This window comes from Azohydromonas caseinilytica (assembly GCF_012927045.1).
Lineage (GTDB): Bacteria > Pseudomonadota > Gammaproteobacteria > Burkholderiales > Burkholderiaceae_C > Azohydromonas > Azohydromonas caseinilytica.
Window position 1 is genome coordinate 476,641 of record NZ_JABBFW010000001.1, and the last position, 23,879, is coordinate 500,519.

A 23,879-nucleotide genomic window follows, 5' to 3' on the forward strand; every position below is an offset into this window, starting at 1 on the left:
GAAGGACTCTGTGCTCAGGCCGCGACCAGGGAAGTGAACAGCGGGTCGGCCTTGCCGCGCGGGCGGTAGGCGCTGACCTTGCGCGCGATGGCGGCGATGTGGTCCGGCGTGGTGCCGCAGCAGCCGCCAACGATGTTGAGGAAGCCGCTCTTGGCGAAGTCCTCCATCAGCTTGGCCGTGACCTCCGGCGTCTCGTCGAAGCCGGTGTCGCTCATCGGGTTGGGCAACCCGGCGTTGGGATAGCAGCTGATGGCGGTGTCGGCCGCGAGCTTGGACAGCTCCTCGATGTAGGGCCGCATCAGCGCCGCGCCCAGCGCGCAGTTCAGGCCGATGGCGATGGGTTTCGCGTGCCGCACCGAGTGCCAGAACGCGCCCACGGTCTGGCCGGAGAGGATGCGCCCGGAGGCGTCGGTGACGGTGCCGGAGATGATCACCGGCAGCCGCTCGCCCGTGTCCTCCATCAGCTCGTCCAGCGCGAACAGCGCCGCCTTGGCATTGAGCGTGTCGAAGATGGTCTCCACCAGGAACAGGTCGGCGCCGCCTTCGAGCAGCCCCTCGGCCTGCTCGCGGTACGCGGCGCGCAGCTCGTCGAAGCTGACGTTGCGCGCGCCGGGGTCGTTCACGTCCGGGCTGATGCTGGCCGTGCGCGGCGTGGGGCCGATGGCGCCGGCCACGAAGCGCGGCTTGTCGGGCGTGGAGAACTTGTCGCAGGCCTCGCGGGCGATGCGCGCGGCGGCGACGTTCATCTCGCGCGCCAGCGGGGCCAGGCCGTAGTCCTCCTGGGCGATGGAGGTGGCGCCGAAGGTGTTGGTCTCGATGATGTCCGCGCCCGCGGCCAGGTACTGCTCGTGGATGCTGCGGATCACGTCAGGGCGCGTGAACTGCAGCAGCTCGTTGTTGCCCTTGAGGTCGGTCGGATGGTCCTTGAAGCGCTCGCCCCGGTAGTCGGCCTCGGTGAGCTTGAAGCGCTGGATCATGGTCCCCATGGCGCCGTCGATGATGACGATGCGCTGCGGCAGCAGCGCCGCCAGCGCGGCGCCCCGGGTGTATTGCGGTGCGTTCATCGCGGCATTGTAGAAAGCCGCCCCTTTCCGGCGCCGCCGCACGGCCAGCGCCGGGCCGCCCGCCTCAGCTGCGGAAGCCGATGCCGCGGCGCTGCCGCGCCTCGGGTTTCACGCGGTGCTCGCTCTCCAGCTGGCTCAGGAACTCGTCGGGCTCGAAGGCCTCGCCCAGCAGCTCCACCTGGCGCCGCACGGCGGCGAAGTCGCCCGGCGTGAGCAGGTCCAGCTGTGCCAGGCGCTGGCGCTGCTCGTCGCTCAGGCGCTGCGCGTCGCCGTCCAGCGCCTCGTTCACGAACATGCGCAGGCGCTGCTCGGGCTTGAGCGGGTGAAAGCGGATCTTGAAGGTGAAGCGCCGCAGCGCCGCTTCGTCCAGGTCGTCGAACAGGTTGGTGGTGCAGACGAAGATGCCGGCGAAGCGCTCCATGCCCTGCAGCATCTCGTTGACCTCGCTGACCTCGTAGTGGCGCTCGGCCATGCGGCGGCTGCGCAGGAAGCTGTCGGCTTCGTCCAGCAGCAGGACGGCGCCCTCGGACTGCGCCTCCTCGAACATGCGCGCCATGTTGGCCTCGGTCTCGCCCACGAACTTGCTCATCAGGTCGCTGGCCTGGCGGATCATCAGCGGGCGCCCCAGCTGCTGCGCCAGGTGCTCGGCCAGCGCGGTCTTGCCGCTGCCGGGCACGCCATGCAGGCACAACGTGCCGTGGCCCTTGCGGCGCAGCGCCTCCACGATGCGCGGCAGCTCGAAGCGGCACTCGACGTTGAGCAGGTCCAGCGCGTAGCGCGTCACCGGCACGCGCGCGCCGGCGCCCGCGCTCTGGCCCAGCGCGCGGTCGGCGTTGAGCAGCTGGCGCTCGATCAGCGCCTCGATGCTGCTTTCGTCGTGCGCGGCCAGCCGCGCGAAGCGCACCGCGGTGCGGATCTGCGCCGGCGTCAGGCTGCGCCGCTCGGCCAGCCGCGCCACGAAGCCCGGGCTGACCGTGGCGCCTTCCAGCGCCCGCGCCACCAGCCCTTCGCGCGCGCCCGGCGGCGGCGACTTCAGCTCCAGGTGATATTGGAAACGGCGGCGGAAGGCGGGGTCGATCTGCTCGATGCGGTTGGTGACCCATAGCACCGGCACGGGGTTGGTTTCCAGGATCTGGTTGACCCAGGCCTTGCCGCTGACGCTGCCCGACAGCGGCGCGTCGCCGCTGTCCAGCCGCGCCATGAGCTGCGCGGTGTCGGTGGAGATGGGCGGAAAGACGTCCTCCACCTCATCGAACAGCAGCGCCACATGGCCGCTGCCCTTGAGGAAGACCTGGCTGATCTGCAGCGAGCGGTAGCGGTCGCGCCCGGACAGCGAGTTGCCGTCGCGGTCGGCGTACTCCACCTCATAGAGCTCCAGCCCCGCGGCCTGCGCCACCACCTTGGCCAGCTCGGTCTTGCCCGTGCCGGGCGGGCCGTACAGCAGCACGTTGACGCCGGGCTCGCGCTGCGCCACCGCGTTCCTCAGCAGCGCCGTGAGCATGCGCACGTCGTCGCCGACGAAGGCGAAATCCGTGGCCGTGAGCTCGGTGTGCCGCGCCGGGCGGGTGAACACCGCCATCAGCTCGCTGGGCTCGCGGTACTCGCGCATGAGCACCGGCGGCAGCTGCTCGCTGACCTTCATCAGGTCGGCCAGGTCGGTGATGTTGTGCTCGGAGATGAGGTTTTCCACCATGCCGATACGCTCCAGGCGCGAGCCCGCGCGCAGCGCCTCGGCCACCTCCTGCTCGTTGACGCCGGCCACCGCGGCGATGGCGGCATGCGCCTCCTGGGCGCTGGAGACCTTGAACTCCACCAGCAGCCCGCGCAGGTCGCGCTGGTAGCGCGCCAGCGTGCCGTACAGCAGCAGCGCGCGCTCCGCGGGATTGAGCTGCAGCAGCGCGGCCAGGGCGTCGATGTTCTGCTGCACCCGCGTCTGCTGCTTCTTGAGGCTCTTTTCCAGCCACTCGGCCGTGGCGCCGATCACGGCCAGCAGGTCCTTGGGCGCGTCCTTGATGTACTCGTCGATGTAGAAGAAAAGCGTGCCTTCTTCATACGGCCCGCGCCAGCTGCCGTGGCGCTGCAGGAAGGCGACGTCGGACAAGGTTTCGTGGCCGCGCCAGAGCTCGTTGTCGCGGCAGCGCCGCGCCAGGAACTGACGCAGCCGCCCCAGCGCTGGCGCCGGCCACACCAGATGGCGTCCCACCAGGGACAGCAGGCTGCTCCAGTCGCGCCGCAGGTTGAAGCGGCCGGCCTGCTTCATGGTCAGGGCCAGCACGAACTGGGAGCACATCAGATCGAGCACCGGAGCCTCGGTCAGCCCCGGCGAGGGCAGCAGGCGCGCATCGGCTCGACTTCTCACCGCAACTCCTCGCGCTTGTCAAAGTGCGCGCGATCTTGTCGCAGCCCCTGACCAGGGGCAAGCCCTGGGGGCTTGCAAGGTTGCAACCGCGGCGCCAAGCGGGCTCAAAAAGCACCGGGCCCGCACGCGGCGGGCCCGGCAGGGGTGTCGGACGCGGCAGCGCCCGGCGCTCAGTGCAGCGTCACCGGCTGCTGCGCCAGCTGGGTGTAGCCGGCGATGAACTCGTCGAGCGCCTCCTCGGTGGGCTCGGTTTCGACCAGCCGGTCCACGCCTTCGCGGAAACACTGCGCCAGGGTCCCTTCCAGGAAGATTTCCTTGCGCGCGAACTTGTCGACGATCTCGTAGCCGCCGCGGCGCTCCTCGCCGGCCACCGCGCGCTCGTCTTGCGCGGCGGGCAGGTCGAACTGCAGCACCGCGAAACTGTCCGAGTTGTAGAGCATCAGCATCTCAAATCCTCCTGAAACGCAATTGGGAGGAGTCAGGCAAGTTTCAAGCCCGTCAGGGCAGTTTTTCTTCGGACTCCAGCATCAACTCCAACGCGTCACCCCCACCGGCGGACGACAGCCGCGCGCGCACGGGCAGGTAATGCCGGGCCGGGTCCAGCCAGAACTCCACCCGCGTGTCGTACTTCTTGCGGGGCTCGCGCGAGATTTTCAAGGCCTGCACCTCGCCGTCCGGGCCGGCCACGCGCGCCTCGCCCTCGACGTGGAAGCTCCAGGCGTCGGCGTCCGCACGCGAGCCGCTGACAAAGACCTGGATGCGCGCGCCCGCCACGCCGAAGCGCTGCGGATCGGCCGCGACGATGGCCGGGATCTGCAGCAGCACGGTGAGCCGGTCCTGCGTGCCCGCGGGCAGCGGGAACTCGGTGGTCGGGCCGGAATAGGTGATCTTGCCGGCCTCGCGTTGGAAGTTGGCGGCCTGCGGATCGCGCCCGCGCCGGCGCACCACGTAGCGCTCGGGCGCGATGCCCGCGGCGTCGATGGCACCGCCGCTGCGCCAGTCCAGCACGTTGATGCCCGCCACCTCGCCGCTGAGCGAGGCCTCGTAGCGCCCCGCGCCGGGTTGCCAGCGCAGCTCGCCCGTGCCCCACAGCAAGCCGCGCTCCAGCCGGTAGCGCCGCAGCAGCGGCGGGGGCAGCGCCGTGGCATAGACCGGCGGCGCCGGCAGCGCGCCCGGCGCGTCCGAGGCCGCGGGCGTTGCAGCCACGGCGGAGGCCGCCGGCTCGGGCTCGGGCTCGGGCACGACCACGGCCGAGGCCGCTTCCGCCGGCACGACAGCCACCGGCGCTTCGGGCGCCTCCGCCGCTGAGGCCGCCGGCGCCCCGGTCAGCTCCTGCGCCTGGGACGCGGCGCTGTCGGCGGCCGACGCCGCCTCGGCCACGGCCGGCGGAGCCTCGGGCATGGGTGCGGGCTGAGCCGGCTTGGGCGCCGGACGCGGCGCGGCAGCCCGCGGCACCGGCGGCACCGGCGGCGGCGGCGGGGCGGGCGGGGCCGGCGGCGCCGCGCGCAGCTGCACCGACACGCTGGGCGCCGACTCGGGCTCCGGGAGATCGTCGTCGGGCTCGGCGCGGCGGCCCAGCAGCAGCCAGGCATGCAGCGCCGTCACGCCCGCCACCGTGAGCAGCAGGGCGAGCCGGCGGCGCCGGCCCCGACGGCGCGGCGCCGACAATGGCGGGTTCTGCAACGGTGACAAGGGCTATGAAACTGGCGACCTACAAGGACGGATCGCGTGACGGTCAACTGGTGGTGGTGTCGCGCGATCTCGCGCGCGCCCATTTTGCGACCGGCATCGCCACCCGCCTGCAGCAGGTGCTCGACGACTGGAACTTCATCACGCCGCAGCTGCAGCAGCTCTACGACGCGCTCAACCGCGGCCAGGTGCGCCACGCCTTCGACTTCGATCCGCGCCTGTGCGCCGCGCCACTGCCGCGCGCCTTCCAGGTGGCCTGGGCCACGGTGGCCGGCACGGCGCAGGAGCCCGATGCCCCCGCGCCGCTGCGCCTGGAGCTGGCCGCCGGCGACGCGCTGCTGGGCGCGCGCGACATCGCCGAGTTCGCCAGCGACGGCTGGGACATCGACGCCGAGGCCGGCCTGGCCGTGCTCACCGGCGACATCGGCGCCGGCACGCCCGCGGCGCAGGCGAGCGAAGGCGTGCGGCTGCTGACGCTGATGTGCCGCTGGCGGCTGCGCGCCCTGGACGGCGCGGACGCCGGCTTCAGCCCCGCGCCGGCCTTCGGCCCGGTGGCGGTGACGCCCGACGAGCTGCAGCAGGACTGGGACGGCGCCCGCGTGCGCGCTCAATTGCAATGGACCTGGAACCAGCGCCGGCTGGCGCGGCGCGACGCCGCCGAGGCGCTGCCCTGGCCCTTCGGCCAGCCCCTGGCGCGGCTGGCGCACACGCGCATGCTGCAGGCCGGCTGCATCGTGGGCTGCGCGGCGCAGGCCGACGCGCCCGACGAAGCCTTCAGCCTGCAGGCGCTGCGCGCGCTGGAGGCCGCCGGCGCCGGCACGCCGCGCACCGGCTTCCTGCGCCATGGCGACCGGCTGCGGCTGGAGCTGCTGGACGCGCGCGGCCAGGCGCCGCTGGGGGCCATCGAGCAGGCCGTGGCCATCGGGCGCGGCTGAGCCGCGGCGCGCCCGGGACCGCGCCCGGCTTGATGCCGGCCCGGCCTGGCACCATCTGTCCCGGTTCCCGCCTCCTGCCGGCGCCACGGCGCCTCCGCCATGTCCGACTTCCCCCGCTCGCTCAAATTCGCCACCGTCTGGCTGCTCATCGGCGGCGCGCTGTTCCTGGCCGTGCAGTGGTGGCAGGCCGAGGCCGCGCGCACGCGCTTCACGCAGCAGGACGGCGTGGTCGAGCTGCGCCGCGGCCCGGACGGCCACTACCACTGGCCCGGCAGCATCGGCGACCAGGCGGTGGACTTCCTGGTGGACACCGGCGCCACCAGCAGCGCGCTGCCGCTGGCGCTGGCCCGGGAGCTGGAGCTGCGCGAGGTCGGCCGGGTGCGCACCCAGACCGCGGGCGGCGAGGTCACGGGCATGCTGGTGCTGGCCGACGTGAGCCTGGACGGCGGCGTGCGCGTGCAGCGCCTGCGCATGGCCGCCCTGCCCGGCCTGGGCGACAAGCCGCTGCTGGGCATGGACGTACTGGGCCGGCTGCACTGGCAGCAGCGCCAGGGCGTGCTGCGCATCGAGCTGCAGGGGCAGTGAGCCGGCGGCCGGCTCGCGCCGGGGCCGCTGGCTCAGGCACCGAACTGTCAACTTCAGGGGAACAGTTTTCTCACCTTCCGGCCTCTGAGTGCGTCAGTCGTCATCCCAAGGGAAACAATCCGGCCGATTGTTGAGCCGCGGGGTGGCTGGTGCGCGGCGGCTGCGCCGGATACGGCACGCGCAGGATCGCCCGTGCCTCGTATGTCGGCGCAAGCGCCGTCGTCCCGGCGCGCCGCCACGGTTGCGCCGGCAACGCTGCGGCCTCGGCGCCTCACTTGCCGCAGGCACAATCGTCCGTCCCTGGAGACCCCCACATGGCCGACCAACCCGATTTCGCCAAGCTCGTTCCCGGATTCGACTTCCTGCAGAAGCTCATGGGCGGCGCCAACGCCGCCATGCCGGCCATGGGCCAGTGGGTGGCGCCCACGCTCAATCCCGAGGAGCTGGAAAAGCGCATCAGCGAGCTGCGCACGGTGCAGTTCTGGCTGGAGCAGAACGTGCGCATGCTTGCCGCCACCATCCAGGCGCTGGAGGTGCAGCGCATGACGCTGACCACGCTCAAGACCATGAACGTGCAGATGGGCGACCTGCGCGACGCGCTCAAGGTCCGCCTGCCCGACCCGCCCGCCCCGGCGCCAGCCGCCGCCCGGGCTCCGGCGCCGCCGGCCGCGGCCCCGGCACCGGCACCGGCCACACCGTCGGGCGAGGCGGCGGCCGAGCCGGCCAAGCGGCCCGCCGCCGCGGTGGACCCGATGCAGTGGTGGGGGGCGCTGACGCAGCAGTTCGGCCAGCTTGCCGCGCAGGCGTTGCAGGAGGGCGCCGCCGCCGCCGATGCCGCGCGCACCACGCTGGCCAACTCCATGGCCCAGGCCTCCGCCTCCACCACCGCCGCCGCCGCCGCCAAGAAGACCCCTGCCAAGCCGGGCGAGGAGCCGGCGGACAACCCCGCGGCCGGCGCCAAGACGGCCGCCCGCAAGCGCACCACGAAGTAATCGGGCCGGATTGACCCCGCGCCGCTCCTGGCGCCCGGTTTGCCCATGCCTGCGGCATGACCCGGCGCGGCTGCGGCAGCGCCGCATGACAGCCCCGGCTCCGCGTTCCACACTGCACCATGGACACTTTCCTGCACGCCCACGCCACGCACCCGGACTGGCGCTATGCGCTGGAGCTCGCCAACGCACAGTTGCGCGCGCAGCGAGCCGCGCAGCGGCGCACCAGCGCGCCCAACCTGGGCTTCGTCTACTTCACCGATCTCTACGCGCCGCAGGCCGAGGAGCTGCTGCAGACGCTGCGCCAGGACTGGCCGGGCGTGGCCTGGGTGGGCGGCACGGGCGTGGGCATCTGCGGCAACGGCGTGGAGTACATCGACGAGCCCGCACTGGTGCTGATGCTGGCGCGGCTGCCCGCGGGCAGCTTCCAGGTCTTCTCGGGCACGCGGCCGCTGTCGCTGGCTGCCCACACCGCGCTGGTGCATGCCGACCCGGCCACGCCGGAGCTGTCCGAGCTGGTGGCCGAGATGAGCGAGCGCACGGCCTCGGGCTACCTCTTCGGCGGCCTGGCCTCGGGGCGCTCGCAGGCGCTGCAGGTGGCCGACGGCGTGTTCCGCGGCGGGCTCTCGGGCGTGGCCTTCACCAGCGAGGTGGGGTTGCTGTCGCGCGTGACGCAAGGCTGCACGCCGGTGGGCCCGGTGCGGCGCGTGACGGCGGCGCAGGACAACCTGGTGCTGGAGCTCGACGGCGCGCCGGCGCTGGACGCGCTGCTGGCCGACACCGGCGTGAGCCTGTCGCAGCCCACCGTGGCGCTGCCGCGGCTGCGCGCCACGCTCGCGGGCGTGAGCGACGCGCGCGAGGACACCCTCTCGCGCGGCGGCCAGTTCGGCGAGAACACGCGCGTGCGCCACCTCATCGGGCTGGAGCCCTCGCGCCGCGGCGTGGCGCTGGCCGAGGCGGTGGAAGTGGGCCAGCAGGTGACCTTCTGCCACCGCGACGCCGTGGCCGCGCGGCGCGATCTGGTGCGCATCTGCGCCGAGATCCGCGAGGAGATCGAGGCCGGCATCGAGGCCCCGGCCGCGCCGCCTTCCGGGGGCGCGGAGCTGGTGGCGGCCTCGCGCATCGCCGGGGCCATCTACATCAGCTGCGCCGGGCGCGGCGGCGCGCATTTCGGCGCGCCCTCGGCCGAGCTGCAGATCGTGCAGCACGCGCTGGGCGACGTGCCCCTGGCGGGCTTCTTCGCCGGCGGCGAGATCGGCCACCACCACCTCTACGGCTACACCGGCGTGCTGACGGTGTTCACGGCATCGTGAGGCGGGTGCGTGTCCGGGCACTGCCTGAACCTATGACACTTGCCCGGCCACCGCGAAGCGCCCGGCACGCCGGCCTCCCCTCGCCCGCACCGCGGGAGAGGGGCAGAACACAAAGCCCGGCGCTCTGAGACGCATCCCGCCCATGCCCCCGCCGCGCATCCCGCCCATCCACTGCCTGCTGAGCTTCGAGGCGCTGGCGCGGCTGCGCAGCGTGACGCTGGCGGCCGAGGAGCTCAGCGTCACGCCCAGCGCCGTGAGCCACCGCATGCGCCAGCTCGAATCGCAGCTGGGCGTGCGGCTGTTCGCGCGCGGGGATTTCGCGCTCACCGCCGACGGCGCGGCCTACCTCGCGCATGTGCGCCAGGGCCTGCAGGCGCTGCAGCAGCTCCCGGGCAGCGCCACGCGCACCGGCGCGCCCACGCGGCTGCGCCTGGCCGTCACGCCCACCTTCTCGCGCGAGATCCTGCTGCCCAAGCTGGCCCTGTTCCGCCACGCCTACCCCGAGGTGGAGCTGATCATGCAGGTGGCCATCCCGCTGTCGAACGTGAAGGCCGAGGAGGCCGACCTGGAGGTCCGCTACGGCACCGGCCCCTATGCCGACGTGGAGCAGGTGTGCGTGCTGCGCGACGAGGTCTGCCCGGTGTGCAGCCCCGACTACTTCAACGAGGCCGGCCCCTTCAACGGCTTCGACACGGCCGAGGTGGTGTCGCGCGCGCGGCTCATCCGCAGCCCGCTGGAGCCCTGGGGCACGTGGTTTCGCGCCTGCGGCATCAACCTGGCCGAGCCGCGCAGCGGCGGCACGCAGTTCAACGACGTGGGGCTGCTGCTGGACGCCGCGGCGGCGGGCTTCGGCGTGGCGCTGGCGCGGCTGCGCCTGGCGCAGAGCTGGCTCGACACCGGACGCCTGCTGCGGCTGTCGGCACGCGTTGTGCCCTCGCCGCAGCACCACTTCCTGTGCTGGAAGCCCGGCACGCTGGAGCGCTGGGAGTGCGCCGCGTTCGTCGAGTGGCTGAAATCGACGCTGGCCCGACAAAGCTGACGCGTGGCTGACTGGTCTTGAAAATCGCTCATGCCGGGTATGAAGAATCTTCATTCCCCCGGCGAGCTTGCTCTTTACAGTCGCGCCCCCAGTGGGTGACGTGCTTGGCGCCATCCACGCAGCTTTTCCAAGAACTCCGGGAGACAAGCCATGGTCTGGCAACAGGTCTACGACCCCTTCGGCAACATGTTCATCTCCACCTTGCTGGGCGCGATCCCGGTGGTGGTGATGCTCGTGTGCCTGGGATTCCTGCACATCAAGGCGCACATCGCCGCGGGCCTGGGCCTGCTGGCGGCCTTCCTCATCGCGGTCTTCGCCTACGGCATGCCCGCGTCGATGGCGGGCAACGCGGCCTTCCTGGGCGGCCTCACCGGCCTGCTGCCCATCGGCTGGATCGTGCTCAACATCATCTTCCTGCACCAGCTCACCGAGCAGAACGGCAGCTTCAAGATCCTGCAGGACTCGATTGCCGGCATCACGCAGGACCGCCGGCTGCAGCTGCTGCTCATCGCCTTCGCCTTCGGCGCCTTCTTCGAGGGCGCGGCGGGCTTCGGCACGCCGGTGGCGGTGACGGCGGCGATCCTCATCGGCCTGGGCTTCTCGCCGCTGGCGGCCTCGGGCCTGTCGCTGATCGCCAACACGGCCCCGGTGGCCTACGGCGCGCTGGGCACGCCGGTGATCACGCTGGCCCAGGTGCACGGCTACGACCTGCAGGAGGTCTCGGCCATGATCGGCCGCCAGCTGCCCTTCTTCTCGCTGCTGGTGCCCTTCTGGCTGATCTGGGCCTTCGCCGGGCGCAAGGCCATGCTGGAAATCTGGCCCGCGATCCTGGTGACGGGTGCCAGCTTCGCCATCGCGCAGTTCCTGGTCTCCAACTACATCGGCCCGGAGCTGGTGGACGTGATCGCGGCCATCGTGTCGATGGTGGCGCTGGTGTCCTTCCTGCGCGTGTGGAAGCCCAAGAAGATCTGGACCTCCGTCTCGCTCAAGGGACACGAGAGCGACAGCGGCGAGGCCAAGCCCGTCACGGCGCCGACCCAGCACCCCACGGCCGACGTGATCCGCGCCTGGCTGCCCTGGGCGATCCTGACGCTGTTCGTGTTCATCTGGGGCCTGCCCGAGGTCAAGAAGTTCTGGAACGGCATCTACGCGCCGCGCTTCCCGATCGAAGGCCTGCACAACCTGGTGGAGAAGGTGCCGCCGGTGGTGCCCACGCCGCACAAGGAAGCCGCCATCTACACCTTCGGCCTGCTGTCGGCCACCGGCACGGGCATCCTGCTGTCGGCCATCGTCGGCGGCCTGGCCATGGGCTACGGCCCGGTGGGCCTGGTGAAGACCTTCTTCCGCACGCTGTGGCTGGTGCGCTACTCGCTGCTGACCATCGTGCTGATGCTGGCGCTGGGCACGCTCACGCGCTTCTCGGGCACCGACACCACGCTGGGCCTGGCCTTCGCCAACACCGGCTGGATGTACCCCTTCTTCGGCACGCTCATGGGCTGGCTGGGCGTGGCGCTCACGGGCTCGGACACGGCCTCCAACGTGCTCTTCGGCGGCATGCAGAAGGTCGCGGCCGAGCAGCTGGGCCTGTCGGCCAACCTCATGGGCGCAGCCAACAGCTCCGGTGGCGTCATGGGCAAGATGATCGACGCACAATCCATCGTCGTCGCCTCCACCGCCACGCGCTGGTTCAACCACGAGGGCGACATCCTGCGCTACGTCTTCTTCCACTCGGTGGCCCTGGCCTGCCTGGTGGGCATCTTCGTGACGATGCAGGCCTACGTCTGGCCCTTCACGCTGATGGTGGTCCACTGATCGCCTGACGCCATCGACCGGCCCTGCGGGGCCGGTTTTGCTTTCAAGCCCGCGTTTTCATTCCCTCATTCCCACTTCCAGGAGGCCGTCCATGAACGCTTCCCAAGACACGCCCTCCGCCGCCGAGCGCGGCCAGCGCCGCGAGCAGGTGCTGGCGGCGCTGCGCGCGGCGCTGCCCGAGCACGCGCTGCTGTGGCGCGACGAGGAAACCAACCCCTACGAGTGCGACGGCCTCACCGCCTATCGCCAGTCGCCGCTGCTGGTGGCGCTGCCCGAGAACGAGGCGCAGGTCGCGGCGGTGCTGCGCATCTGCCACCAGCTCAATGTGCCGGTGGTGGCGCGCGGCGCCGGCACGGGCCTCTCCGGCGGCGCCATGCCGCACGCGCTGGGCGTGACCCTGTCGCTGGCCAAGTTCAACCAGATCCTCAAGGTCGATCCGGTGAGCCGCACGGCGGTGGTGCAGTGCGGCGTGCGCAACCTCGCCATCAGCGAGGCCGCCGCGCCGCACGGCCTGTACTACGCGCCCGACCCCAGCAGCCAGATCGCCTGCACCATCGGCGGCAACGTCGCCGAGAACTCCGGCGGCGTGCACTGCCTGAAGTACGGCCTGACCGTGCACAACGTGCTCAAGGTGCGCGGCTTCACGGTGGAGGGCGAGCCGGTGGAGTTCGGCTCCGACGCGCTGGACGTGCCGGGGCTGGACCTGCTCACGGTGATCGTGGGCAGCGAGGGCATGCTGGCCGTCACCACCGAGGTCACGGTCAAGCTGGTCCCGAAGCCCCAGCTGGCGCGCTGCATCATGGCCAGCTTCGACGACGTGCGAAAGGCCGGCGACGCAGTCGCCAACATCATCGCCGCGGGCATCATTCCTGCCGGGCTGGAGATGATGGACAAGCCCATGACGGCGGCCGTCGAGGACTTCGTCCACGCCGGCTACGACCTCCATGCCGAGGCCATCCTGCTGTGCGAGAGCGACGGCACGCCCGAGGAGGTCGAGGAGGAGATCGGCCGCATGGTGCAGGTGCTGGAGACCAGCGGCGCCATCGCCATCGAGGTCAGCCGCGACGAGGCGCAGCGCCTGAAATTCTGGAGCGGGCGCAAGAACGCCTTCCCGGCCTCGGGGCGCATCAGCCCCGACTACATGTGCATGGACTCGACCATCCCGCGCAAGCGCCTGGCCGACATCCTGCTGGCGATCCAGGACATGGAGAAGAAGTACGGCCTGCGCTGCGCCAACGTCTTTCACGCCGGCGACGGCAACCTGCACCCGCTGATCCTGTTCGATGCCAACGACCCCGACCAGCTGCACCGCTGCGAGCTGTTCGGCGCCGACATCCTGGAGACCAGCGTCGCCATGGGCGGCACGGTCACGGGCGAGCATGGCGTGGGCATCGAGAAGCTCAACTCGATGTGCGTGCAGTTCAGCCCCGGCGAGCGCGAGCAGATGCTGGCGCTCAAGTCCGCCTTCGACCCGGCCGGCACGCTTAATCCCGGCAAGGTCGTGCCCAGCAAGCACCGCTGTGCCGAGTACGGAAAGATGCATGTGAAGAAGGGGCTGCTGCCCTTCCCCGAGCTGGAGCGCTTCTGAGATGAACGCCATGAATGACACGCCCGGGGCGACGGACCCCGTGCTGGCCCGCCTGATCGACCAGGTGCAGACCGCGCGCGCCGCCAAGGGCACGCTGGAGATCCGCGGCCACGGCAGCAAGCGCTTCTACGGCGAGGCGCCGCGCGGCGAGCTGCTGGACACCCGGCCGCTCGCGGGCATCAGCAGCTACGAGCCCACCGAGCTGGTGGTGACGGTGCGCGCCGGCACGCCGCTGGAGGAGCTCGAAGCCGCGCTGGCCGAGCAGAACCAGTACCTGCCCTTCGAGCCGCCGCGCCTGCCCGGCGAGGGCGGCCGCGGCACGGTGGGCGGCATGGTCGCCGCCGGCCTGGCCGGCCCGGCGCGCGCCAGCGTCGGCACCGTGCGCGACTTCGTGCTCGGCGCCACGCTGCTCAACGGCCAGGCCGAGGTGCTGAGCTTCGGCGGCCAGGTGATGAAGAACGTGGCCGGCTACGACGTGGCGCGCGTGCTGGCGGGCTCGCTGGGCATCCTGGGCGTCATCTGCGAGGTCTCGCTCAAGGTGCTGCCCGTGCCCGTGGCCACGCGCACGCTGCGCTTCGACCTGGACCAGGAGCAGGCGCTGCGGCACCTGAACCTCTGGGGCGGCCAGCCGCTGCCGGTCAATGCCAGCGCCTGGTGGAACGGCACGCTGGTCGTGCGCCTGTCGGGTGCGCGCGCGGCGGTGGACGCCGCCGGCGCCAAGCTCGGCGGCGAGGTGCTGCCCGAGGACCAGGCCACCGCGTTCTGGACGGGGCTGCGCGACCAGCGCGACGACTTCTTCCAGCTCGCCTTCACGGCCGTGACGCAGGGCACCCGCTCGCTGTGGCGGCTGTCGGTGCCGCAGACCGCGGCGCCGCTGGCGGAGCTCGGCGGCGGCCAGCTGGTCGAGTGGGGCGGCGCGCAGCGCTGGCTGCTGAGCGAGCTGCCCGCCGCGCAGGTGCGCCAGGCCGCGCAGCGCGCCGGCGGCCATGCCGTGCTGTATGCCGGCCTGGACAAGTCGGCCGGTGTCTTCGCCCCGCTGTCGCCGGCGCTCTCGCGCATCCATCGCCAGATGAAGGCGGCTTTCGATCCCGACCGGGTGTTCAACCCCGGCCGGCTCTATCCGGACCTTTGATTTCCCAGTCCTGATGCAAACCAATCTCGCTCCCGAATTCCGCGACACGCCGGAGGGCCAGGAGGCCGAGGCCATCCTGCGCAAGTGCGTGCACTGCGGCTTCTGCACCGCGACCTGCCCGACTTATCAAATCCTGGGCGACGAGCTCGACGGCCCGCGCGGGCGCATCTACCTGATGAAGCAGGTGCTCGAAGGCAAGGAGCCCACGCGCGCCACCCAGCTGCACCTGGACCGCTGCCTGACCTGCCGCAACTGCGAGAGCACCTGCCCCTCGGGCGTGAACTACGGCGCGCTGGCCGACATCGGCCGCAACATCGTCGAGAAGAAGGTGCAGCGCAGCGCCGCGGACCGCGCCAAGCGCTGGGCGCTCAAGGAGGGCCTGACCTCGCCGCTGTTCGCGCCCGCGCTCAAGCTCGGCCAGGCGCTGCGCCCGCTGGTGCCCGGCGTGCTCAAGGACAAGCTGCCCGCCAAGACGCCTGCCCGCGCGCACCAGTGGCCGAACCGCCAGCACGCGCGCAAGGTGCTGATGCTCGCCGGCTGCGTGCAGCCGGCGATGGCGCCCAACATCAACGCCGCCACGGCGCGGGTGCTGGACGCCGCGGGCATCCAGGTGCTGGTGGCCGAAAAGGCCGGCTGCTGCGGCGCGATCCGCTCGCACCTGTCGGACGTGGAGGGCGGCCTCAACGACATGCGCCGCAACGTCGATGCCTGGACCCCGCTGCTGGATCAGGTCGAGGCCATCGTCATGAACGCCTCGGGCTGCGGCGTGATGGTCAAGGACTACGGCAAGGCGCTCAAGCACGACCCGGCCTATGCCGAGCGCGCCGCGCGCATCTCGGCGCTGACCAAGGACCTGTCCGAGCTGCTGCCCGACCTGGTGCCGCTGCTGGCGCCGAAGCTGGCCGCCAACGGCCAGAGCCCGCACCGCCTGACCTTCCACCCGCCCTGCACGCTGCAGCACGGGCAGCAGCTGCGCGGCGGGGTGGAGTCGGGGCTGCGCGCGCTGGGCTTCGAGGTCAGCCTGGCCGCGGGCGAGGCGCACCTGTGCTGCGGCTCGGCCGGCACCTACTCGGTGCTGCAGCCCGAGCTGTCGCACCAGCTGCGCGACCGCAAGCTGGGCCAGCTCCTGCCCACCAACCCCGAGGCCATCGTCTCGGCCAACGTGGGCTGCATCCAGCACCTGCAAAGCGGCACCGACGTGCCGGTGCGGCACTGGGTGGAAGTGGTGGACGAGGCGCTGGCGGCGGGGTGAGACCGGCCGCTGGTGCGGGCCGGGAGGCCCGCACGCCTCGTGGGCGTCAGCTCCTGGCGCCCACCACCACGTCGCGGCTGTCGAAGTAGCCCTGGAAGTCCGCGATGCGGCCGTCCTCGCCCAGCCGCAGCAGCGTGACGCCGTCGTATTCGACGGGCTTGCCGCTGGAGTCGGTACCGCGCGAGCGCCAGAACAGGCCGGCGGCATGGTCGTTGGCCGTCACTTCCGAGAACTCGGAGTGGATGTCGCCGAAGGAGCCGCGGTACTGGCGCCAGAAATTGGCGATGTCGTTACGGCCGCGGCGCTCCTGATGCTCGCGCTGGAGGATCGGATTGCGCAGGCAGGCATCGTCGGCAAACAGGCCGAGCAGGCCGTCCAGGGCCGCGTCGCCCTGGTCTTCGAGCTGGTGCAGGGCCTGGATGAAGCGCTGGGCGAGGTCCTGGGATTGCTGGGAGGTGGGCATGGCGGCTCCTTGGGACAAGAGGGTCGCCGGGGGCGGCAAGGGGGGTGCCGTCAGCCCGATGAACAGGCATTGACCCGGTTTGGCCCTGCGCCGGATGCGGCCTCGACCGGCACCATGCCGGGACAGCTCAAGCCGCCACCCGCTCCGGCCGCACCCGCAGCGCCCACATCACCCCCGCCACCAGCAGCGCGATGCCGGCCAGCGTGGTGGGCGGGGGCGGCGCGCCGCGCAGCAGGAAGGCGTAGCTCAGCGCCGCCAGCGTCTCGAACACGATCAACTGGCCCGCGATGGCCGTGGGCAGGCGCTGGCTGGCCTCGTTCCAGCACAGCGTGCCCAGCCAGGAGGCGAAGAGGCCGATCGTGAACATCAGCGCCACGAAGCGCAGCGGCTGCGGGCCGAAGGGCATGGCGAAGTCGCTGCCGCTCGCGCCGGACCACAGCCAGAAGCCCGCGTAGCCCAGCAGCGCCGGCACCAGCGTGGCCACGCCCTGCGCCGTGGCCCAGCTGCGCGGGCTGCGGTCCGGGTGCGCGCGCAGCCAGTCGGCATTGCGGATCGGGTACCAGGTCCAGCACGCCACCGCGAACACCGCCAGCAGCGCGCCCAGCGCGTAGCGGCCCGGGTCGGCCTCCGGGTCGGCGCGCAGCTGCGCCAGCTCGGCCTGGTTCACCAGCGCAATGCCGCAGCCGATCAGCGCCAGCGAGGGCGCCAGCCGCGCCCAGGGCAGCCGGCCGTCGCGCCAGGCATTGCGACGGTTGGAAATGACGGCGATCACCACCGGCAGCGTGCCGATGATCATGGTCGGCAGCGGCCCGCCCGCGCGCTGGATCGCGCCGGCCAGGCACAGGTAATAGAGCAGGTTGCCCACCAGGGCGAGCTTCAAGGCCTCGGTCCAGTCGGCGCGCGTGAGCTCACGCAGCCGCGCGCGGTCCAGCCAGGCCAGGGGCAGCGCGATCAGGCCGAAGGCCAGGTAGCGCCCGAAGGACTGCAGCGCCGCCGGGTACTCCGGCAGCAGCAGCGGCGACACGAACACCAGGCCCCACATCAGTCCGGCGGCCATGGCGAAGAAGGTTCCCATCCACATCGGCCGGATTGTCGGTGGCCGCCGCGGGGCGGCCGGGCGCGCGGGCCGCGCCGGGGGCTCAGAGCTTGGGAATGTGCAGCGTCTTGCTGATCATCAGCGAGCCCGAGAGCACGAACAGCAGCACCAGCGGGTGCAGCGTCCAGGGGCCGAGGTCGAAGGCGCCCAGCCACAGGTCGTCGCCCAGGCGCTCCTGCCAGCCGGCCACGGCCAGGATCGCGGTGAGCAGCACGCTGGTGGGAATGGGCGTGCCCTCGAAGTACTTCACCTTGTCGCCGCCCTCGGACAGGCTCTCGGCCGTGACGTTGAAGCGCGCCAGGCGGCTGACGCCGCAGCACACGAAGTAGATCAGCGCCGCCACGTCCCAGCCGCCGTTCATGCCCGCGGCGTAGGCCAGCACCGCCGGCGCCACGCCGAAGGACACCACGTCGGCCAGCGAGTCCAGCTCGCGCCCCAGCGCCGAGGCCTGCCGGCGCCAGCGCGCGACGCGGCCGTCGAGCACGTCGAAGGCCAGCGCCAGCGGCGCCATCGCCGCCGCGAGCAGGAACTGCCCGATGTCCTGGTCGCCCATGAAGGCCATGGCCAGCAGCACGCCGGCCATGCCGCAAGCGGCGTTGCCCAGGGTGAAGAAGTCCGCCAGCGCAAAGCCGCGGATCATCGAAAAGTGGCGCGTCGTCGTCATGGTGGTGGAGCCTTTCCTCATGGGTCGCTTCAGGGCATGTCGCTTGCCTGCCTTGGCGTCAGGAGACTGCCATGAGAGCGAGCACTGCACGTACCGAGCCGGCCCGGGGGGCCATGGGTTCCACGCTGATGACGGCGCTGGCGGCTGGCTTGGCCGCCGGCGTGCTGGCCGGCTGCGCCGCCACGCCCGACGCGACCTGGTCCGATCCTCAGCTCGGCGCCAAGCCGCTGCAGGGCGCGCGCGTGCTGGTGGTGTGCGAGGCCAACGAGACCACGCTGCAGCAGGTGTGCCTGGACCGCATGGCCGAGGAGGCCACGGCGCGCGGGCTCACGCCGGTGCGCTCCGCCCCTTCGGGCTCCGGCGTGGGCCGCGGCGCCCAGGCCTACGTGGGCGCGGCGCGCGCGGCCGGCGCCTCGGCGCTGCTGCTGACCTCGGTCACGCCCGACGCCACGCAGGTGGTGCGGCCGGCGCCGTTTTCCATCGGCATCGGCGGCTTCGGCGGGGGCAGCCGCGTGGGCGTGGGCGCGGGCGTGTCGCTGCCCATCGGCGGCGGCGGTGTGAGCAGCAACCCCGGCTTCGCCGCCAACAGCAGCTTCACCGAGGTGGGCAGTGGCCGGCTGCTGTGGTCGGCCCGCGCCAGCAGCTCCAACAGCGACTTCAACAGCGGCATGGGCGACATGGCGCGCACGCTGCTGGGGGCGGCGGAGAAGGCGGGGGTGTTTTGAGGGGCCACTGACGCGGTGGCGAGGGAGCCGCACTGCAGCATCCGCACCTCGCCGCCAACCACCTCCTAGCACGCCACCGAGCTCACCTCCACCCTCCCCCACTCCCGCGCACACCACGCTGCCACGCGCGAGCGCGCCGCGGCGTCCATATGCAGGCCCAGCTTGGTGCGGCGCCACAGCACGTCCTCGGCCGTGGCGGCCCACTCGTGGCGGTGCAGGTAGCGCAGCTCGGCCTCGAACAGCCCCGGTGCCACCTCGGCGCCGAGCTGCGGCAGTGCCGGGCCGGGCCGCAGCAGCAGCTCGATGCGCGCGCCGTACAGCCGGGCCCAGCGCCGGCGCAGTGAGGCGGGCAGGTCGGGCCAGCGCCCGCCCAGCGCCAGCTCGAACTGCCGCAGCGCCTGCGCCGGCTCACCCCGTGCCGCCGCGCCGATGAAGGCCGAGAAGTCGCCCCCCGGCAGCCAGGCGCCGGCCGTCCACGGGCCGCCCGAGGCGCCCAGCCGCGGCGCCAGCAGCTCCGCCGCCTCCTGCGCCAGCACGCGGAAGGTGGTGATCTTGCCGCCCCAGACGTTGAGCAGCGGCGCGCCTGCGGGCGGCGCCTCCAGCTCCAGCCGGTAGTCGCGCGTCAGCGCCGTGGCCTCGCGCGCGCCGTCGTCCAGCAGCGGGCGCACGCCGGCATAGCTCCACACCACCTGCGCCGGCCGCACCGGCGCGCGGAAGTAGCGGCCGGCCTGGGCGCACAGGTACTCCACCTCCGCCGCGCTGGCCTGCGCCGCGCTGGGCTCGCCGCTGGCGGGCAGCTCCACCTCGGTGGTGCCCAGCAGCGTGAAATCGTCCTCGTAGGGAATGGCGAACAGCACGCGCCGGTCGGTGCTCTGGAAGACGTAGGCGAAGTCGTGCTCGAACAGCCGCGGCAGCACGATGTGGCTGCCCCGCACCAGGCGCAGCACCTGCAGCGGGCCCTGCAGCTGCCGGTGCAGGAAGCTCGCCGCCCAGGGCCCGGCGGCATTGACCAGCGCGCGCGCCTGCACGCGCAGTTCGCCCGCGCGCCGGCCGCCCACGCCGGCCTCGCTGGCGCCCTCCGCGGCCTGCAGCGTCGCGCTCCAGCCCGGCCCCGCGCGGCGCGCGCCGGCGCAGTGCCAGCGGGTGAGCACGCGCGCGCCGCGCTCGGCGGCGTCCAGCGCGCACAGCAGCACCAGCCGCGCGTCGTCCACCCAGCCGTCGGCGTAGGCGAAGCCCTGCTCGAAGTCCGGGTGCAGCGGCGCGCCGGCCGGATGCGTGCGCAGGTTCAGCGTCCGCGAGGCCGGCAGCAGCTCGCGCCGCGCCAGGTGGTCGTACAGGAACAGCCCGGCGCGCAGCATCCAGGCCGGGCGCAGCTCGGGCACATGGGGCAGCACGAAGCGCAGCGCGCGCGTGATGTGCGGCGCGCTGCGCAGGAACAGCTCGCGCTCGGCCAGCGCCTTGCGCACCAGCGCGAACTCGCCGTGCTCCAGGTAGCGCAGCCCGCCGTGGACGAGCTTGGTCGAGCACGAGGAGGTGTGCTGCGCCAGGTCGCCCTGCTCGCACAGCAGCACCCGCAGCCCGCGGCCGGCCAGGTCGCGCGCGATGCCCGCGCCGTTGATGCCGCCGCCTACGATCAGGACATCGCAGTGCAGCTCGGTGGCGGGAAATGAAACGTTCACGCGCAGACTCCGTCAGGGCCTGAACCATGGTGCGCCGCCTGCTCGCCCCGAGGCAAGCCGCCTAAGCTGGACGGACATGGACGCCAAGAAACCGAAGGAGACACCACCATGAGCTTCATCCTCGCGTTGGACCAGGGCACCTCCAGCTCGCGCAGCATCGTCTTCGACACCGCCGGGCGCGTGGTGGCCCTGGCCCAGCGCGAGCTGCGCCAGCGCTATCCGCAGCCGGGCTGGGTCGAGCACGACCCGATGGAGATCTGGCGCACGCAGCTCGACACCGCGCGCCAGGCGCTGGCGCAGGCCGGGCTGACGGCGCGCGAGGTGATGGCCATCGGCATCGCCAACCAGCGCGAGACCACGCTGCTGTGGGAGCGCGCCAGCGGCCGGCCGCTGCACCACGCCATCGTCTGGCAGGACCGCCGCGGCGAGCCGATGTGCGCGGCGCTGCGCGCCCAGGGCCTCGACGCGCTGGTGCGCGAGCGCACCGGGCTGGTGGTGGACAGCTACTTCTCCGCCACCAAGATCCGCTGGCTGCTGGACAACGTGCCCGGCGCGCGCGGGGCCGCCGAGCGCGGCGAGCTGGCCTTCGGCACCGTGGACAGCTGGCTGCTGTGGCAGCTCACCGGAGGCCATGTGCATGCCACCGACGTGAGCAACGCCTCGCGCAGCATGCTCTACGACATCGGCCGCCAGCGCTGGGACGAGGAGCTGCTGCAGGCCTTCGACATCCCGGCCTCGCTGCTGCCCGAGGTCATGCCCTCCAGCCACCGCTACGGCGGCACCGACGCGGCGCTGTTCGGCGGCGCCATTCCCGTGTGCGGCATGGCCGGCGACCAGCAGGCCGCGCTGTTCGGCCAAGCCTGCTTCACCCCGGGCATGGCCAAGAACACCTACGGCACCGGCTGCTTCCTGCTGATGCACACCGGCCACCGGCTGCAGCGCTCGCGCCACGGCCTCATCGCCACCGCCGCGGCGCAGCCCGGCGCGGCGGCGCAGTACGCGCTGGAGGGCAGCGTGTTCGTGGCCGGCGCGGTGGTGCAGTGGCTGCGCGACGGGCTGCAGGCCATCAACGCCAGCTCCGAGGTGGAGGCCCTGGCCACGAGCGTGCCCGACAGCGGCGGCGTGATGTTCGTGCCCGCCTTCACCGGGCTGGGCGCGCCGTACTGGGACGGCGAGGCGCGCGGCGCGATCCTGGGCCTGACGCGCGGCAGCACCGCCGCGCACGTGGCGCGCGCGGCGGTGGAGAGCATCGCCTACCAGAGCGCGGCGCTGCTGCAGGCCATGAGCCGCGACGCGCAGGAGGGCGGCGGCCCGCCGGTGAGCGAGCTGCGCGTGGACGGCGGCGCCTGCGTCAACGATTTACTGATGCAATTCCAGGCGGACCTGCTGGGCATCCCGGTGCTGCGCCCGCGCGTCACCGAAACCACCGCCCTGGGCGCCGCCTACCTGGCCGGGTTGGCGGCCGGGGCGTGGCAGGTGCTGGACGAGCTGGCGGCGCAGTGGCAGCCCGAGCGCGTGTTCACGCCCACCATGGACCGCGCCCGCGCCGAGGAGCTGATGGCGCGCTGGGAACGCGCGGTGCGGCAGGCGACGGCGGCGTAGCGGCCGGGCAGCCGGTGCGCGGGTGGCGGCTCAGGCCCTGAGCAGCGCCGGATAGCTGAAGCCCACGAAATGCGCCGCGTTGAGCACGAAGTGCGCGGCGATCGCCGCCTCGATGCGCCGCGTGCGCGCGTAGGCCCAGCCGTAGCCCAGGCCGGCCAGCGTGGCCAGCGCGACGTAGCCCCAGCCGCCGGGAAAGTGCGCCAGGCCGAACAGCCCGGCCGCCACCAGCAGCGGCAGCGCGTGCAGCGCCGGGCGTGAGGCGATCGCGCCCCAGGCCGCCAGCCGCTCCTGGATCACGCCGCGAAAGAAGGCCTCCTCCAGCACGCAGGTCCACAGCAGCATCTTCAGCAGCCAGGCCGCGGCGAAGCCGGGCCATTTCAGGTCGGGCCGCACCTGGCCCACGGCCCAGCCGGCCATGAGGACCACCGCGGCCGTGCCCAGCGCCACCGGCAGCGCGCGGCGCAGCACCACGCCCGCCTCGGCCAGGCCCTGCACGCGACGGCAGAAGCACAGCGCCAGCACCAGGCCGGCGAGGCCGGCATCGGCATTCACGGCAAAGCGCATGGGCGCCGCGTCGGGGCTGAGCCGGACGCCGTCAAGGAAGACCATCGGGCTGAAGCCCGGCACCAGGCGCAGGCCCAGGGCGAAGGCCAGCAGCACCGCCGCCACGGCCAGCAGGCGGCGCGGCCAAGGTGCGGCGACGGCCCGGGAAGCGAGCCCCAGGGCCGCCAGCGCCACGGCGGCCACGGCACCGCGCGCGTCCACCACGCCGGCCTGCAGCCCAGCCAGCAGCGCCGCCGCAGCCAGCGGCAACGATGGCGGCACGGCGACGCGGCCCAGTCGCAACGCGGGCAGCCAGACGGCGGCGATGGCGAGGGCGAGGAGGACGGTGGTGAGGAGCATCAGGGGGTTATCGAGCTGTTGGTGCGGGTCTTGACCTCGACCAGGGTCCGGACCGTCAAGGCAGGCCGCGCGCAGCCCATGCAGGCCGCAGGAGAAACGTCGTCATGCCGGCGCGTGCACCGCTGTTCTGGGAAGCAGTACCCCCACGGTGGCCCGGAGGCTGATGCGCTACATCCTCTACCTCGTCATTCCCGCGCAGGCGCACTGCTGTCCGGTGAAAGTAGCAGCCGGACCGCATCAGCTCGCGGCCGACGGTCAATCACGTTCTCCGGACAGCAGTGCGCCTGCTTCGGGCACGACAACTGGGTGGGCCGACAGCCTGCGTTTTCCGCCCGCGTGGGCTCGGATCAGCCCTGCCCGGCCCCCAGCACCCGCGCCAGTGCCGCCACCGCCTCCTGCACGCTCGCGTGCATCGAGCACGAGCGCGCCAGCATGAGGTTGAGCGGCTGGCCGAAGTCCTCGATCAGCAGCCCGTAGGTGGCGTCGTACTCGGCGCCGCCCTCGTCCCCGCTGGAACTGAAGGCCTCGCGCACGCGCTCGGCCAGGGAGCGGCCGAGCTGCGGGTGGTACAGCGCCACCGGCTTGCCCAGCGCCACGGCGGCGCCGATCTCGAACACCGTGCCCGAGTCGGGCTCGACGGGATTGCGGAAGGCCATGACGTTGGCCAGCACCGCGTCGGCGCCCTGCAGCAGCGCCATGTTGGCGCGGTAGATGTGCTCGGCCTGCGCAGCCTTGTCCAGGTTGGGGGGCAGCGGCGCGCCATCGACGGGCGCCACGCCCCGCAAGCCATGCGCGGCGCACAGCGCGCGCAGGTGGTCGTAGCGCGCGGCGGCGTCGCGGAAGAACACGTCGGGGCCGGCGAGGTAGATCGTTTTCATGGTGGTCTGCTTCAGGGCAACGCCGGACAACGCAGGGGTCCGGCGCCGTGGGTCCCCAAGGTGATACAGAGAGCGGAGTGGCGGCGCGCATTGTTACCGCTCATCCCGCCTG

Annotated in this window: 21 protein-coding genes; 11 read left to right on the top strand and 10 right to left on the bottom strand. The window is 72.5% G+C overall.

Features of this window, described 5'->3' with window-relative positions:
* Nucleotides 1–14: 14 nt before the first annotated feature.
* The 4 genes from HHL10_RS02305 to HHL10_RS02320 form a co-directional block, all read right to left on the bottom strand.
* Nucleotides 15–1,064: a homocysteine S-methyltransferase family protein gene (locus HHL10_RS02305; protein WP_169158698.1), complete on the bottom strand. Its 1,050-nt coding sequence runs from the start codon at nt 1,062–1,064 to the stop codon at nt 15–17.
* A 64-nt stretch (nt 1,065–1,128) separates the two neighbouring features.
* Nucleotides 1,129–3,423: an ATP-binding protein gene (locus HHL10_RS02310; protein WP_310734509.1), complete on the bottom strand. Its 2,295-nt coding sequence runs from the start codon at nt 3,421–3,423 to the stop codon at nt 1,129–1,131.
* A gap of 170 nt (nt 3,424–3,593) precedes the next feature.
* A complete protein-coding gene (locus HHL10_RS02315; RefSeq protein ID WP_169158699.1) occupies nt 3,594–3,869 on the bottom strand; it encodes a BTH_I0359 family protein in 276 nt (91 codons plus the stop codon).
* Nucleotides 3,870–3,921: 52 nt separating this feature from the next.
* Entirely contained in the window at nt 3,922–5,091 is a 1,170-nt protein-coding gene (locus HHL10_RS02320; RefSeq protein ID WP_205832866.1) for a DUF3108 domain-containing protein, read from the bottom strand.
* Nucleotides 5,092–5,120: 29 nt separating this feature from the next.
* Between HHL10_RS02320 and HHL10_RS02325 the strand changes: the two genes are divergently transcribed.
* From HHL10_RS02325 to glcF, 9 genes are all read left to right on the top strand, one after another.
* Nucleotides 5,121–6,047, top strand: coding sequence for a fumarylacetoacetate hydrolase family protein (locus HHL10_RS02325; RefSeq protein WP_169158700.1), 927 nt, complete (start codon nt 5,121–5,123; stop codon nt 6,045–6,047).
* 99 nt (nt 6,048–6,146) lie between these two features.
* The gene (locus HHL10_RS02330) at nt 6,147–6,632 is read left to right on the top strand and encodes a retropepsin-like aspartic protease family protein (RefSeq protein WP_169158701.1); all 486 of its coding nucleotides are present in this window, start codon (nt 6,147–6,149) and stop codon (nt 6,630–6,632) included.
* A gap of 314 nt (nt 6,633–6,946) precedes the next feature.
* Nucleotides 6,947–7,624 carry a PhaM family polyhydroxyalkanoate granule multifunctional regulatory protein gene (locus HHL10_RS02335; protein WP_169158702.1) on the top strand — a complete coding sequence of 226 codons (678 nt, stop codon included), beginning with the start codon at nt 6,947–6,949 and terminating at the stop codon, nt 7,622–7,624.
* A 119-nt stretch (nt 7,625–7,743) separates the two neighbouring features.
* Nucleotides 7,744–8,934, top strand: a complete 1,191-nt coding sequence (locus tag HHL10_RS02340; RefSeq protein WP_169158703.1) for an FIST signal transduction protein — start codon at nt 7,744–7,746, stop codon at nt 8,932–8,934.
* 142 nt (nt 8,935–9,076) lie between these two features.
* The gene (locus HHL10_RS02345) at nt 9,077–9,973 is read left to right on the top strand and encodes a LysR substrate-binding domain-containing protein (protein WP_169158704.1); all 897 of its coding nucleotides are present in this window, start codon (nt 9,077–9,079) and stop codon (nt 9,971–9,973) included.
* Between the two features lie 150 nt (nt 9,974–10,123).
* Nucleotides 10,124–11,785 carry an L-lactate permease gene (locus tag HHL10_RS02350; RefSeq protein ID WP_169158705.1) on the top strand — a complete coding sequence of 554 codons (1,662 nt, stop codon included), beginning with the start codon at nt 10,124–10,126 and terminating at the stop codon, nt 11,783–11,785.
* A gap of 91 nt (nt 11,786–11,876) precedes the next feature.
* On the top strand, nt 11,877–13,373 hold the full coding sequence (locus HHL10_RS02355) for an FAD-linked oxidase C-terminal domain-containing protein (protein ID WP_169158706.1): 1,497 nt from the start codon (nt 11,877–11,879) through the stop codon (nt 13,371–13,373).
* Nucleotide 13,374: 1 nt separating this feature from the next.
* The gene (gene glcE, locus HHL10_RS02360) at nt 13,375–14,505 is read left to right on the top strand and encodes a glycolate oxidase subunit GlcE (protein WP_235970984.1); all 1,131 of its coding nucleotides are present in this window, start codon (nt 13,375–13,377) and stop codon (nt 14,503–14,505) included.
* A 13-nt stretch (nt 14,506–14,518) separates the two neighbouring features.
* Nucleotides 14,519–15,757 (top strand): glycolate oxidase subunit GlcF, encoded by a 1,239-nt coding sequence (glcF, locus tag HHL10_RS02365; protein ID WP_169158707.1) that lies wholly within the window; start codon nt 14,519–14,521, stop codon nt 15,755–15,757.
* A 46-nt stretch (nt 15,758–15,803) separates the two neighbouring features.
* Here the strand turns inward: glcF and HHL10_RS02370 are convergent, their stop codons facing one another.
* The 3 genes from HHL10_RS02370 to HHL10_RS02380 form a co-directional block, all read right to left on the bottom strand.
* Complete coding sequence (locus HHL10_RS02370; RefSeq protein WP_169158708.1) at nt 15,804–16,220, bottom strand: nuclear transport factor 2 family protein; 417 nt, start codon at nt 16,218–16,220, stop codon at nt 15,804–15,806.
* Between the two features lie 127 nt (nt 16,221–16,347).
* Complete coding sequence (locus HHL10_RS02375; protein ID WP_169158709.1) at nt 16,348–17,301, bottom strand: DMT family transporter; 954 nt, start codon at nt 17,299–17,301, stop codon at nt 16,348–16,350.
* 58 nt (nt 17,302–17,359) lie between these two features.
* Nucleotides 17,360–18,001 (bottom strand): CDP-alcohol phosphatidyltransferase family protein, encoded by a 642-nt coding sequence (locus HHL10_RS02380; protein WP_235970986.1) that lies wholly within the window; start codon nt 17,999–18,001, stop codon nt 17,360–17,362.
* A gap of 50 nt (nt 18,002–18,051) precedes the next feature.
* Here HHL10_RS02380 and HHL10_RS02385 point away from each other — a divergent pair, with 50 nt between their 5' ends.
* The gene (locus HHL10_RS02385; protein ID WP_169158710.1) at nt 18,052–18,705 is read left to right on the top strand and encodes a hypothetical protein; all 654 of its coding nucleotides are present in this window, start codon (nt 18,052–18,054) and stop codon (nt 18,703–18,705) included.
* A 65-nt stretch (nt 18,706–18,770) separates the two neighbouring features.
* Here the strand turns inward: HHL10_RS02385 and glpD are convergent, their stop codons facing one another.
* Nucleotides 18,771–20,384, bottom strand: a complete 1,614-nt coding sequence (glpD, locus tag HHL10_RS02390; RefSeq protein ID WP_310734510.1) for a glycerol-3-phosphate dehydrogenase — start codon at nt 20,382–20,384, stop codon at nt 18,771–18,773.
* Nucleotides 20,385–20,492: 108 nt separating this feature from the next.
* On the opposite strand from glpD, the gene glpK reads away from it, so the two are divergent.
* Nucleotides 20,493–21,986: a glycerol kinase GlpK gene (glpK, locus tag HHL10_RS02395; protein ID WP_169158711.1), complete on the top strand. Its 1,494-nt coding sequence runs from the start codon at nt 20,493–20,495 to the stop codon at nt 21,984–21,986.
* Nucleotides 21,987–22,016: 30 nt separating this feature from the next.
* On the opposite strand, the gene HHL10_RS02400 is transcribed toward glpK, so the two are convergent.
* Together HHL10_RS02400 and HHL10_RS02405 are read right to left on the bottom strand one after the other, a co-directional pair.
* Nucleotides 22,017–22,889 (bottom strand): CPBP family intramembrane glutamic endopeptidase, encoded by an 873-nt coding sequence (locus HHL10_RS02400; protein WP_169158712.1) that lies wholly within the window; start codon nt 22,887–22,889, stop codon nt 22,017–22,019.
* A gap of 347 nt (nt 22,890–23,236) precedes the next feature.
* Nucleotides 23,237–23,767, bottom strand: a complete 531-nt coding sequence (locus HHL10_RS02405) for a nucleoside 2-deoxyribosyltransferase (protein ID WP_169158713.1) — start codon at nt 23,765–23,767, stop codon at nt 23,237–23,239.
* Nucleotides 23,768–23,879 lie beyond the last annotated feature (112 nt).

What these genes read in the sequence shown, in the direction of transcription:
- HHL10_RS02400 (WP_169158712.1), bottom strand. Translation starts at nt 22,889, where the DNA reads ATGCTCCTCACCACCGTCCTCCTCGCCCTCGCCATCGCCGCCGTCTGG.
- HHL10_RS02405 (WP_169158713.1), bottom strand. Translation starts at nt 23,767, where the DNA reads ATGAAAACGATCTACCTCGCCGGCCCCGACGTGTTCTTCCGCGACGCC.
- HHL10_RS02335 (WP_169158702.1), top strand. Translation starts at nt 6,947, where the DNA reads ATGGCCGACCAACCCGATTTCGCCAAGCTCGTTCCCGGATTCGACTTC.
- HHL10_RS02370 (WP_169158708.1), bottom strand. Translation starts at nt 16,220, where the DNA reads ATGCCCACCTCCCAGCAATCCCAGGACCTCGCCCAGCGCTTCATCCAG.
- glcF (WP_169158707.1), top strand. Translation starts at nt 14,519, where the DNA reads ATGCAAACCAATCTCGCTCCCGAATTCCGCGACACGCCGGAGGGCCAG.
- glcE (WP_235970984.1), top strand. Translation starts at nt 13,375, where the DNA reads ATGAACGCCATGAATGACACGCCCGGGGCGACGGACCCCGTGCTGGCC.
- HHL10_RS02380 (WP_235970986.1), bottom strand. Translation starts at nt 18,001, where the DNA reads ATGAGGAAAGGCTCCACCACCATGACGACGACGCGCCACTTTTCGATG.
- HHL10_RS02350 (WP_169158705.1), top strand. Translation starts at nt 10,124, where the DNA reads ATGGTCTGGCAACAGGTCTACGACCCCTTCGGCAACATGTTCATCTCC.
- HHL10_RS02315 (WP_169158699.1), bottom strand. Translation starts at nt 3,869, where the DNA reads ATGCTGATGCTCTACAACTCGGACAGTTTCGCGGTGCTGCAGTTCGAC.
- HHL10_RS02355 (WP_169158706.1), top strand. Translation starts at nt 11,877, where the DNA reads ATGAACGCTTCCCAAGACACGCCCTCCGCCGCCGAGCGCGGCCAGCGC.
- HHL10_RS02385 (WP_169158710.1), top strand. Translation starts at nt 18,052, where the DNA reads ATGAGAGCGAGCACTGCACGTACCGAGCCGGCCCGGGGGGCCATGGGT.
- HHL10_RS02325 (WP_169158700.1), top strand. Translation starts at nt 5,121, where the DNA reads ATGAAACTGGCGACCTACAAGGACGGATCGCGTGACGGTCAACTGGTG.
- HHL10_RS02340 (WP_169158703.1), top strand. Translation starts at nt 7,744, where the DNA reads ATGGACACTTTCCTGCACGCCCACGCCACGCACCCGGACTGGCGCTAT.
- HHL10_RS02375 (WP_169158709.1), bottom strand. Translation starts at nt 17,301, where the DNA reads ATGTGGATGGGAACCTTCTTCGCCATGGCCGCCGGACTGATGTGGGGC.
- glpK (WP_169158711.1), top strand. Translation starts at nt 20,493, where the DNA reads ATGAGCTTCATCCTCGCGTTGGACCAGGGCACCTCCAGCTCGCGCAGC.
- HHL10_RS02330 (WP_169158701.1), top strand. Translation starts at nt 6,147, where the DNA reads ATGTCCGACTTCCCCCGCTCGCTCAAATTCGCCACCGTCTGGCTGCTC.
- HHL10_RS02345 (WP_169158704.1), top strand. Translation starts at nt 9,077, where the DNA reads ATGCCCCCGCCGCGCATCCCGCCCATCCACTGCCTGCTGAGCTTCGAG.
- HHL10_RS02305 (WP_169158698.1), bottom strand. Translation starts at nt 1,064, where the DNA reads ATGAACGCACCGCAATACACCCGGGGCGCCGCGCTGGCGGCGCTGCTG.